This window comes from Enterococcus sp. AZ179, from assembly GCF_050498885.1.
Lineage (GTDB): Bacteria > Bacillota > Bacilli > Lactobacillales > Enterococcaceae > Enterococcus_D > Enterococcus_D entomosocium.
Genome location: NZ_JBMHEO010000001.1, coordinates 519,383 through 531,124 on the forward strand (window position 1 = coordinate 519,383; position 11,742 = coordinate 531,124).

The 11,742-nt window shown below is 40.2% G+C and carries 8 protein-coding genes and 1 pseudogene; 2 read left to right on the plus strand and 7 right to left on the minus strand.

Annotation, left to right across the window (positions count from 1 at the left end; all coding sequences use genetic code 11):
• Positions 1–53: 53 nt before the first annotated feature.
• The 4 genes and pseudogenes from IGI88_RS02585 to IGI88_RS02600 form a co-directional block, all read right to left on the minus strand.
• A complete protein-coding gene (locus IGI88_RS02585; protein WP_016613798.1) occupies positions 54–920 on the minus strand; it encodes a ketose-bisphosphate aldolase in 867 nt (288 codons plus the stop codon).
• A 53-nt stretch (positions 921–973) separates the two neighbouring features.
• Positions 974–2,376 (minus strand): annotated as a pseudogene (locus IGI88_RS02590) (PTS fructose transporter subunit IIC).
• The gene (locus tag IGI88_RS02595) at positions 2,373–2,855 is read right to left on the minus strand and encodes a PTS sugar transporter subunit IIA (RefSeq protein WP_225869358.1); all 483 of its coding nucleotides are present in this window, start codon (positions 2,853–2,855) and stop codon (positions 2,373–2,375) included. The pseudogene IGI88_RS02590 and the gene IGI88_RS02595 overlap by 4 nt, the downstream one beginning before the upstream one ends.
• A gap of 320 nt (positions 2,856–3,175) precedes the next feature.
• Positions 3,176–4,213: an NADH:flavin oxidoreductase/NADH oxidase gene (locus tag IGI88_RS02600; protein WP_086299184.1), complete on the minus strand. Its 1,038-nt coding sequence runs from the start codon at positions 4,211–4,213 to the stop codon at positions 3,176–3,178.
• 263 nt (positions 4,214–4,476) lie between these two features.
• Here IGI88_RS02600 and IGI88_RS02605 point away from each other — a divergent pair, with 263 nt between their 5' ends.
• A complete protein-coding gene (locus IGI88_RS02605; RefSeq protein ID WP_086299183.1) occupies positions 4,477–6,615 on the plus strand; it encodes a HelD family protein in 2,139 nt (712 codons plus the stop codon).
• 163 nt (positions 6,616–6,778) lie between these two features.
• Here the strand turns inward: IGI88_RS02605 and IGI88_RS02610 are convergent, their stop codons facing one another.
• Entirely contained in the window at positions 6,779–8,161 is a 1,383-nt protein-coding gene (locus IGI88_RS02610; RefSeq protein WP_042890032.1) for a CHAP domain-containing protein, read from the minus strand.
• A gap of 392 nt (positions 8,162–8,553) precedes the next feature.
• Between IGI88_RS02610 and IGI88_RS02615 the strand changes: the two genes are divergently transcribed.
• The gene (locus IGI88_RS02615) at positions 8,554–9,954 is read left to right on the plus strand and encodes a metallophosphoesterase (RefSeq protein WP_086299182.1); all 1,401 of its coding nucleotides are present in this window, start codon (positions 8,554–8,556) and stop codon (positions 9,952–9,954) included.
• 449 nt (positions 9,955–10,403) lie between these two features.
• On the opposite strand, the gene IGI88_RS02620 is transcribed toward IGI88_RS02615, so the two are convergent.
• Together IGI88_RS02620 and IGI88_RS02625 are read right to left on the minus strand one after the other, a co-directional pair.
• Positions 10,404–10,757: a nuclear transport factor 2 family protein gene (locus tag IGI88_RS02620; RefSeq protein WP_005237337.1), complete on the minus strand. Its 354-nt coding sequence runs from the start codon at positions 10,755–10,757 to the stop codon at positions 10,404–10,406.
• 588 nt (positions 10,758–11,345) lie between these two features.
• Positions 11,346–11,546 (minus strand): cold-shock protein, encoded by a 201-nt coding sequence (locus IGI88_RS02625; RefSeq protein ID WP_005225331.1) that lies wholly within the window; start codon positions 11,544–11,546, stop codon positions 11,346–11,348.
• Positions 11,547–11,742: the final 196 nt, after the last annotated feature.

Sequence of the window (11,742 nt, forward strand, 5' to 3'; positions counted from 1 at the left end):
TAAAAAAGAGATTCCCACCAATTTAATCCTGTACCAATCAATCATTTCATTTATTATCTCTGATAAAAACGTGCTTTGTCAACCGTATTCAGCAGGGTCAACTTATGGCGTACAACAGCTTTCACATCTTTTATTGGTTGTACATATACTTGATTTGGTTCATACATAGCAGGGTTTTCCGTCAATACTTTTCTGACTGAATCAAAAAATACGGATTTCAAATCAGAACTAAGATTTACTTTACATACGCCATATTTTACAGACTCTCGCACTTCATGATCTGGGTTTCCTGACCCACCATGCAATACAAATGGTAAAGCAATACGATCGTTCAACTTTTTCAACAAATCGATGTTCAACTTAGGGGTGATATTTTTTGGATACAACCCATGAGCCGTTCCAATTGCAATGGCAAGGGTGTCAATGCCGGTAGCACGTACAAAGTCTTCGGCTTGGTCGACATCTGTGTAAATAATTTCTGCAGCTCCCCCTTCTGCGGAACCGTTGTTCCCAATCGTACCAATTTCTGCTTCAACGCTGACACCAACCATATGTGCCAGTTCAACAACTTCTTTCGTGATTTTTTTATTTTCTTCGTAATCGGCTAATGATGCATCGATCATCACCGAGGTATAGCCATTACGGATCGCCCGCATGACATCGTAGATTGATCCCCCGTGATCCAAATGAATAACGACTGGTACCTTACTTTTTAATGCGTACTCCCGCACTGTCGCTATGAAACAATCTCCTAAGTATTCGATCTCATCAGGATGAATTTCTAAAATGACTGGTGCATCCTGTGCCTCAACTTCTTCCATGATTGCTTTTAACATATCAAAACTGCAAATATTAAATGCTGGAACAGCAAATTTATGTTCTTTTGCTACAGCAAGTAATTCTTTCATTGTCATTAACATTGTGACATTCCTCTTTTCTTTTGATTCGTTTCTCTTCAACTTATAAATAGTTTCTAAATCAGTTTTCCTTCATCGGTTGGTTGGCGTTCCATTTCAGTTCTAGATTTTTTCAAAAACCCTAACATCAATGCTGTAACCACCGTTCCAGAAACGATTGCCACGACATACATCAACGGATTGTTCAATACATTGGGAATCGGTAAGATCCAGATACCACCATGTGGAGCTAATGAAGTTACGCCGACACCCATTGATATTGCAGCAGCGGTTGCTGAACCTGCCATCAAACTAGGTATTACTCGTAATGGGTCAGCGACAGCAAATGGAATCGCACCTTCAGTAATATAAGATAATCCCAAAACCCAGCAAGACTGAGCAGAAGTTCGTTCTTCTTGAGTAAATTTTTGCTTAAACAAGATAGAAGCCAAGGCAATGCCTAGAGGAGGTGTCATCCCGGCAGCCATACAAGCCGCAATTGGTGCATTAACTCCTGCCGACATCAAACCAATACTAAAGGTTGAAATCGATTTATTGATGGGACCGCCCATATCAGCTGCCATCATAATGCCTATCAGTAAGCCGAATACCACACCACTCGTAGAACCAAGTCCATTAAGCCAATTCGTCAAAGCATCCAATACATAAGAGATTGGTTTATCAATGAAATAAAACATGGCAAAGCCAGTCACAGCAACTGAGATCAAAGGAACAATAATCAACTGATAGAGTGCCGCAAATGATTTTGCTACTGTTACTTTATTCGCTAAATAATCCGTAGCATACCCAGCGAGTAAACCACCAACCATCCCACCTAAAAAACAGATCCTCCACTTGCCGCCATCGTTCCCGCAACCAAACCAGCGGCAAAGCCCGGTCTACCGGCAACGGAAGTGGCAATTCCTGCTGCAAGTGCAGGAACCATCAATGCAAAAGCCGTATTCCCACCAATCGTGCTTAAAACTTCGGCAATTTGATTGTATGATGGATCGCTAGGATCAGCTGCATTGATCCCAAAAGCAAAACTAAACGCAATTAAAATTCCACCAGCAATAACCAAAGGCAACATGTAATTAACGCCATTCATGAAATGATTATAAATGCCAGCTTTCTTTCCGGATTCGTTTGAAACATGCTCGCCTTGGGCAATCGTGGTCACTTCTAACCCATCAATTGCCTCTTGGATCACTTTTTCTGGTTCTCTGATTGCTCTTGCGGTTGACACTCTTTTAACTTTTTTTCCAGCAAATCGGTCGGTCTGTACTTCTTTGTCAACCGCTAAAATGACAACCTCTGCCTGTTGAATTTCTTCTGTACTCAAAATGTTTTCGACTTTTACTCCTTGTGTCTCGATTTTGATTGTATATCCCAATGATTTTGCCGTTTTTTCCAGTTTTTCAGCAGCCATATACGTATGCGCAATTCCAGTCGGACAAGCAGAAATACCGACAATTTTCATACAGGTTCCCTCTTTTCTGATTGATTTGATTGAATATTATTAATAATATCTGAGGCGTCTTTTGCCTTCTTTACTGCATTTCGAAATCCTTCGTGCATCAACAATCGTGCGAGATTGCTTAAGATGATTAAATGATCGTCAGTACTCTTTTCAGGTACTGCGATGACAAAAGAATAGGTGACAGCCGTTCCGTCAATTGCTTGATAATCAGTAATTGGACTCGACTTTACGAAGGCGATTGCGGGCCTTAGTACTGCCTTACTTTTTGCATGAGGAATACCAAAATGATCTTCAATCCCAGTAGAGGTTTGTTTCTCGCGACGAAATAAATCTTTTTTGTACTTCTTTATATTACTGATAACTCCTGAGGACTCGAATAAAACAGATGCTTGAGTAAACAATTCTTCTTTTGTCCGAATTTGCTCATCAAATAAAATGAATCGTTCATCAATCAGTTGACCGATATCCAATTTCAACACCTCCATTTTTTGTAATCGTTTTCGAAAACTTGCCTAAACTATACCATCGTGAACTAAACAGTTCAATGCTATGAGCTATTTAATGCAAATAGACGAAAAAAAGTGGAATACGTTCATAAAAATGATCTATAAAAGTCAAAAAAAAGAACAAAGAACGACAAATCATCGTCCATTGTTCTCTTATTTCGATTAATTCCTAACCTATACTAAAAAAATTTTTAAAAGAAGAACCGTAAGTAAATCTCTACTTTTCTTCCATTCCCGATCTCTACACTTACAAGTCATTCTTTCGAATCAACTCTCATGTAATAAAACATATATCAACGTTTCACCCCACGTTGATAGGAATCATTGTACGCTTGAAAGGACTTATCGTGAAGTTTAGCCGCTGCATCTGCCAACCAGTTGGCATTTCTGATCAATGCGCGGCCTTGTAAAACCAAATCCACTTGATTGGTTTGCAAAAGATATTCACAAAGATCAGGATTATCCAATAAACCGACTGCTGCTACGGGAATATCGACCACTTGCTTGATGGCTGCAGCAAAGGGCACTTGGTAGCCATCATAGATCGGAATATTAGGCTTTTTATCCACCACACCACCGGTTGAGCAATCAAGACAATCAATGCCATCTGCTTGAAGCCATTGGGCTACTTGCTGCCAATCTTCCAACGAATTTTGGCGTCCTGGTTCTTCATAGTCTGTCAGTGACAAGCGCATCCACAATGCCCCAGAAAAGACCGCCCGAACTGCTTGTACCGTTTCTTTTACAAAGCGATACCGATTCTCTAAGGAACCACCATACTGGTCGGTGCGTTGATTGACGAATGGCGAAAGAAATTGATCCATCAAGTAGCCATGAGCCCCATGAAGTTCGATCATCGCGACACCCGCATTAGCTGCTCGTTGGGCAGCCTGAACAAAACTGTCTTGCACCCGTTTGATCTCCGCCAGGGTCATTTCTGACGGTAACGGGTAGCGTTCGTTAAAGGCAACGGCACTTGGTGCCAAAGGATTGGTGGCATCAACTGCTTTTCGTCCTGCATGGCTTAGTTGGATGCCTACTTGCGCATTGAAACCATGCAGCAGTTCCACCAATTTCGTCAGTTCTGTTTGCTGTTCTTCATTCCATAACCCTAGATCATTGTTTGTGATTCGTCCGTCTGGTTCAACGGCAGTTGCTTCGATAATGATCAATCCGGCTTTGCTTAATGCTCGTGCCCCATAGTGAACAAAATGAAAGGGCTCCGCAACACCGTCTTCTTTTTTTACTTCATACATACACATCGGCGACATAACGACGCGGTTGGCCAATGTTAAATTCGCTAGCTTCACTGGTGACAATAGTTTGGACATGTTGACACTCCCTCAACGATTTTTCGCTTTGTATTTTTCTCTATATTCAGTATAAACAGCCCCTTCAAAAACACAAGCAATGACCCTTTTTCTCATTTTTAAAACAAAAAAATAGACGCATTCTGCTTGCTCCCATGACATTGGAACAATCAGCTGCCTCTTCCCACTATTATTATACCGCATCCAGAGTCAAAAAAATAGACTAGTATTTTTGGTGGATGCCCGTATAATTGAGTTACTTTGGAGAATGGATGTGAGTCTGAATGAACAACCTAAAGGCTGAAAAGAAGCATCTCGCAGACACGTACCAGCAATTGCTGACACGAAAGACAGTGCTGAACAGTTTCTTGACTGAAGGCAGAAAAAAAGATCGCCTTGCGATGCAAAGCATCGGCGAAGAAATTCGCTTAAACTTTGATAATTTTGCTGACCGTTTAGATACTTTTGCTGCCATCGAAAGTAAGAATCGTGAGATAGACCAAATGAACGCCGCTCTTCAATCTGCTGAACGTGAATTAGCTGCCATCGACCGTCTTCTGGATAGTCCCTACTTTGGTAAAATCTCCCTACAATTTGAAGATGAGGAAACGATAGAAGATTTTTACATTGGGATCAATGGTTTTGTTAATGAAAATAAGGAAGGGCTGATCTATGATTGGCGCTCCCCAATTGCCGAATTGTTCTATGCCAAACGCCTGGGTCCGGTCTCTTATCAAGTGAACAATCAGACGATTTCTGCCGTTCTTGAACAACGCCGTCAATTTATTATCGAAAAAGATCAATTGAAGCAAGCCTTTGATACCTCAGTGGCGATTCAAGATGAAGTGTTACTGGCAGCCCTTGAAGCCAATAATAGCCAAAAAATGCAGGATATCACTGCTTCGATCCAACACGAACAAAACGTCATCATCCGTGACTTAGCGCATAAAAACCTACTGGTCAACGGTGTTGCTGGAAGCGGAAAAACTTCTGCTGTCATGCAGCGGATCGCCTTTTTGCTGTACCATTTTCGTGAAGAGATGACCGCAGAGAATGTCTTGATCCTCTCCCCGAATTCGCGGTTTATTGATTATATTTCGCAAGTGCTGCCTTCCCTCGGCGAAAAAAATCCATTGACGTTGACCATGCGGCAGTTTTGCCAAGCATTTCCTAGCGTTGACTTAGAATCGGAAGAGGCTTATTTTGACCGCATCCAGCAAGCACCCAGTGAAGCAATCGAACTTTTACGCAGTGCTGACTTCAGCCGCTTTCTTCAATCCTTGAGCAAACAGCTGCCAGAAGAACTTGTGCTTCAGTTTAAACCAATCAAAAGAAAAAACGTCGTCCTTTTTTCTGAAGAAACGATCGACACTTTCTTCCAAGAAACACCGAAACAGGCACCCTTGCGCGATCGCATCCAAGCTGTCAAAAAGAAATTGGCTTACGCTTGGGAGGAACGATTGCAAAAAAATGCCTTAGCAGCGAATGTTCACGACCAAGTTCGTTCTTTGACTGAAGATGAACAACGATCCCTTTTAGGGACAGTTTTAAAAGATGATTCAGAAAAAACGATTCAGAAAGCAGCCCTTCGCCTCCTAAAGAAAAAATATGCAAAAGTTACGAAACAAATCAATGACCTTACGTGGTTTGATACGAAACAATTGTTAGCAGACAGTGCCGACTATTTTACTCATGGACAGATCACTTTGACGCAAACAACAGATAGTTTGGATTATACTGTTTGTCTATTGCTGATACGTCATTTGGTGGCCGAAAAACAACCTGTCCCTGCTTTGCGCTATCTCTTTATCGACGAAGTCCAAGATTATACGCCAGCACAACTGCAGTTTCTATTATGTCTTTTTCCTATGACCGCTTTCACCCTCGTGGGGGATCAGCAACAGGCGATTTTTACAAGTGCCATCACCGTATCAGAAATCCAAACGATATTTCAACAACAGGCGAAATCCCTCGAAACGTATCAGCTGACTACGAGTTATCGGTCTAGCGGTGTAATCACACGGTTATTTGCTCAAATGCTACCAAAAGAAACCAATTTAAACATCTCTGCCGTTCGACCAGCAGGAAAGTTGCCACAGTTTTATGCCAATCTGACTGACGTTGCCTTGGTAGACATAGTAAAGGAACTTAAGCAGCCAGTAACGATCATCACAAAAGATAGTCGATCCAGTGAAGAGCTTAAACAATTCTTCGATAAACAGGCCGTGTCATTTCATGGAACGGTTTTACCGATTCATCTTGCCAAAGGATTGGAATTTAAGCAGGTTCTTTTATATGATGTTTCAGCAGAAAATTATCATACCGATCAAGATCAGCGGATTCTCTATACGGCGATTTCTCGTGCAATGGAAGAACTGATGGTAACTTCAAAAACGACCTTTTCACCGTTTCTCACTATTTGATAGTAGAACGAGAAACCTCCTATTTTCTATAGAATCTTGATAAGATTTGAGAGAACCCTGTCTTGTCTCTCTGGGTAATTCTCTTGTCTGACCGATTTAGAAAGCGATCGATCAAATAAAAAAGCATCAACGCGATTGCGTTGATGCTTTGCTTTTGATTTGATTAGCGATGGATGTAAGTATATCCAGATGCGCTCAATGTTGCAGTGTTTGGTCCACCAGGACTGTCAAAGCCCATTCCGCCTTGAGAGATCGTGATCGTATTGTTTGATGGGTTGTATGATTCAACATAGGCTACGTGACCATAAGTTGGATCAGCAGTCCAAACGCCACCAACTGATTGACCAGCGGCAAAGACTACAACAGCACCGGCTGCTGGTGTACCATTGACAGTGTACCCATCAGCTGCAGCTGACGCACCCCATTGGGCCCCGTTACCCCAGTAAGTACCTACCCAAGGAGCACGGTTTTTCACGTACCAAGTACATTGACCCCAAGCATACATGTTCCCTGAGCTTGAATGATCTTTTCCGCCGCCTGTAGAAGTACTTCCGGTAGAATCATTGTTTGATGAAGAGTTTGAACCTGAGTTACTTGAACTTGAATTGCTTGAACCAGTGTTCGAAGAGCTTGTGTTCGATGAACTTGAGCTGTTAGAACTGCTAGTATTGCTTGAACTTGAGCTTGTGTTGCTTGAAGAACTACTTGTTGCTGTTTCAGTAGAAGCAACTGTATTTTCTGTCGTGCTCTCTGTTGATTGGGCAGCAGCTTCTTCTTGTGCTTCTTTCAAAGCAGCAGCTTGTCTTTCTTCTTCTGCTTTTTGAGCAGCAGCAGCTTCTTGTTGTTCTTTCAAGATACGGGCTTTTTCAGCTTCCGCTTCTTGTTTTTTCTTGTTCAATGCATCTTTGTCTTTTTCAGCAGTTGCTTGTTCTGCTGCTAAGTTTGCTTTCAAGACATTTAAATCAGCTTGTTTTGCTGCAATGGCATCTTTTTGTTGGCTAAGTTCTGCTTGGTTTGCAGCAACTTCTTGGATCTTGCTTTCGTTTTCTTTGACTTTGTCTTCAACATCTTGTTTGTCTTGTTTTTGTTGTTCAACTAAATCATTGTTTGCATTGACGATCGTTGTCATCGCTTGTACGCGACCGATAACATCCGTTAAAGAATCTGCTTCTAAAACAGCATCAATGAAATTGGTGCTTTGACCGTTAACTTGTACATCACGGGCTTGCTTTTGAATTGCTTCTTCACGTTTGGCAATACGCAATTTCAATGTTGCGATTTTGTCTTGCAATTTCTCAGCTTCTTGACCTAACTCAACTTGTTTTGCTTCTAATGAAGCAACTTTTGCACTCACTGTTTCAATTTCTGCTTCTAGAGAATCGATCTGTGATTGGGCGTCAGCTTGCTGACCTTTAAGAGAATTGATTTTTTGGTCTTGCTGCTCGATTTGATCATCAATGGAATCTGCAAATGCTAATGCAGGTGCTGCAACTGCGGTTAATGTTAGTGAACACACCATTAATGCTGATAACAAACTATTCTTCACTCGTTTTTCCTCCGACTAGCTGGTTGATTTGACAGATGAACTGCCTTTATAAAAACTTAATTTTGTCTAAGAAAGTTTAATGTTCGATTTAACGACAAATGAATTCTACCATAATGATATGACACACAGATAAAGGAAATGTTACAAAAATATTTCAATCTAACATTGCCTTTATCTCAGCGATAAATAACAGAACAATTAAAGACCGTTAAATCAATGTTTCTGAATAAAACACCGCGTTTTCTTTTCATTTTCAAAAAATGATGTTCTTTCTATTTTAGTTATTTTTATCACATAAAAGCACCCAAATAAGAGCACTTATAGTTTTTTCGGAATTATCTTAACAAGAAAAACTATGAAAACAAGAAATCTTTCAAAAAAAGACCCTTTATGTGACAAGATTCCTTTTCCTTCCTATAATAAATAAAACAAGCGAGGAGGGAATCGCGATTCGTACACACAAAAAATGGTTTTGGCCATTGGCACTTCTTACACTTTTTGTCACCTGTTTCCTGTTATTCTTTCAATTTCGTAAGGTGCATGAAGCCGATACACCTTTGCAACAGGCAAGCAACAGTGAGTTTTGGCTCTTAAGTGATATTCATTTTCTTTCCTCCACGCTTCATGATAATGGCGAAGCCTTTCAGACCTTCACGCAAGGAGCTGCTGGCAAAGAGATGATGTATCAAGAACAATCAATCGAGGCCTTCACCGCTCAAGCCTTAAAGGAGAAACCAACGGGAATTATTTTGACCGGTGATATGACGCTCAATGGCGAGAAAGCAAGTGCTCAAGAGTTGGCAAGATTGCTTGAACCATTGCAAGAAGCTGGCATTATGGTTTTAGCATTACCTGGCAACCACGAGATTTACAATGGTTGGGCGCGAGCATTTCAAGGTGAAAAGGAATACTATGCCGATCAAATCAGTCCTGAGGATTTTCAAACGATTTTTGCTGAAGGTTACGAAAAAGCCAACAGTATCGACAAGTCTTCCCTTAGCTACAGCATTCAGTTAAATGACAAGTATCGCCTCTTTTTACTAGATTCATGTATCTACGATTCTGAGGTTAATTGGGATGATCCTACAACGAATGGTGAGTTGAAACCAGCTACTCTAACCTGGTTGGAGGAGCAATTAACCCTGACAAAAGAAGCAGAGCAAGTACCACTGGTCTTTTTACACCATAACTTGTTTGGTCATAATGAACTCTTACAAGACGGTTATGTTCTCAACAACGCCTCTGAGACTGTCGCTTTGTTGGAACGCTTCAACGTGCCAGCCGTTTTCTCTGGTCATATCCACATTCAAGACATTAACGAAGGGAATGATTCGCTTTATGAAGCAGTCACTGGGTCTTATTCAACAGCAGAATTAGGCTACGGCGTCCTTTCTCTTTCTGACAAGGAAATCGACTATGAAGCTCGTCAAATTGATCTACATGCTTGGGCGGCTGAAACGAAGCAAACTGATGAACAGTTACTGGACTATCAAAACTACCAGAAAAGTATTTTTGAAAATGACACCGACCAACTGGTCCGCGACCAATTGTCCGCCGTGTCTGAACTGTCAGAAGCCCAGATCACACAACTTTGCACGTTTGTCACGAAGCTGAACACGGCCCTTTTTACTGGCAATGATACTTACTCAGTCGAGGAAATAGCTGCCATCAAAGACTCCGAGGAGTATCAGTGGTTAGCGACCTATTCTTACTTTTTGAAGCAATATGTCGATTCAATGCTCGACGATCAAACCGATGATCGCAAGCTGACGATCCCCCTCACAGCAGAATAAAGCCAAAAAGTGTCTTCTTCCTTTCTTTTAGGAAAAAGACACTTTTTCTTTTCTAATGAACGATAGCCCTCTCGTTTGGGTAAACGAGAAGGCTATCTGACGAGTCAATATTTATTCTTTGAAAGTGCAGCATACTATTACTACTATTATTTATTTCTCATTTAAACGATACAATCCCTAACCTCTATTGTATCCTTGTAACTCTGAAGTTACGCCAGGTTTGAATAAATTTCTTCAAAACAAGTAACGTGTGGTACAAAAATATTTGTCGCTTATTAATAACTTTACCACGAGACAGAGTGCAAATGGAAGAAAACGTACTTATTCTTAAACATTACTTAAACAAAAAGCTTTGTTTTCATACAGTGTTGCCCTTTAAGAATTTTACGTGAAGCGATTAACCTTCCTGTCATGCATATCTGCTAACCATTCCTATACGGGAATTCCTTTTATTCAATAGGCAAGTCGTGCTGTTTTAAAAAAGATAATTTATCCCAGTAGCCTCTTTGAAATAAAATTTTATCATTTACTATTTGAAAAAAACCGCAGCCTCTCAAACCTAATGGGTCACGCCACTCTAAAATTGCCCATTGTCCATCTTCGAAAATGTTCTCAACGATACAAACCATTTTTGCGTTAGAAAAATCTTGCTCAAACATCTGCTTTATCGCTTCTTTCCCAATAACTGGCTCATTGGCAACCTGATGGTTTATTGCATTGTCATCATATAATTCTGAAATACATTCTACATCTGCTTGATTAAACGCATCAACCCATTGGCAAAGTATTTCTTTTGGCTTCATATAGATTCCCCCTCGAAATGTAATCATCTTTGTTCCAATCGCAATAAAAAAGCAGCTAATTTGTATCAATATATTCTACTTTTACAATTCATTCAAGACAATATCGATGAAACGAATAAGAATTATCGATCTTTCACATCGATTACTCTTGTATAAGTACGGGGGACCATACATTGAATCGTGGCATTTTCCACTGTACCTGTTTCTTTATTCTATTCAAATGAGACATGCCATTTGAATCACTAGCGATCATTGATTTTATTGGTAGCGATGCTACTAAACCTGTTCAATCACTTTTTCATTTACTGTGAAAAGCATTTATTTATTGAATACGGTATATAGCCTCTCTTTCTGTTTTCCTCTTTTTATACGCTTATCATCGAATGAGAAATCATGGATAAGTAAAACGCAACGCTTAGGGTTAGTTGACTATCGAAAGCAAAGATGTACTGTTTACCATGTCAGGCCCTCAAAGCCTGCAACTATTCTCTTGTAACAGATCCTGGAAACCTTATCAATTTCAATATTTACATAAAATAAAACAAAAAAAAAGCGAGAACCCAATGGATTCTCGCTTGTTAACGTCAATTAACCTTTAACGATGTTTGTTGCTTGTAAGCCACGTTGGCCTTCTTCAACGTCGAAAGTCACTGCTTGACCTTCTTCTAAAGTTTTGAAGCCGTCGCCTTGGATAGCTGAGAAGTGAGCAAATACATCATTGCCGTCTTCACCTGTAATAAATCCAAAACCTTTATCTGCATTAAACCATTTTACTGTACCGTTATTCATAAACGTATACCTCCATATTACACATCGACTGTGTTTATTTGTTTGTAATAGAAAATGATGTGTAATTGAAGTGTGTATCAATAGAAAAGATAAACAAGTATTAACATATCAGAACTTTACCTATTCATCATAGCACGGTTAAAATAAAATAGCAAATAAATTTGGGCTTTTTTCTTGATAAAAAGCTAAATTGTTA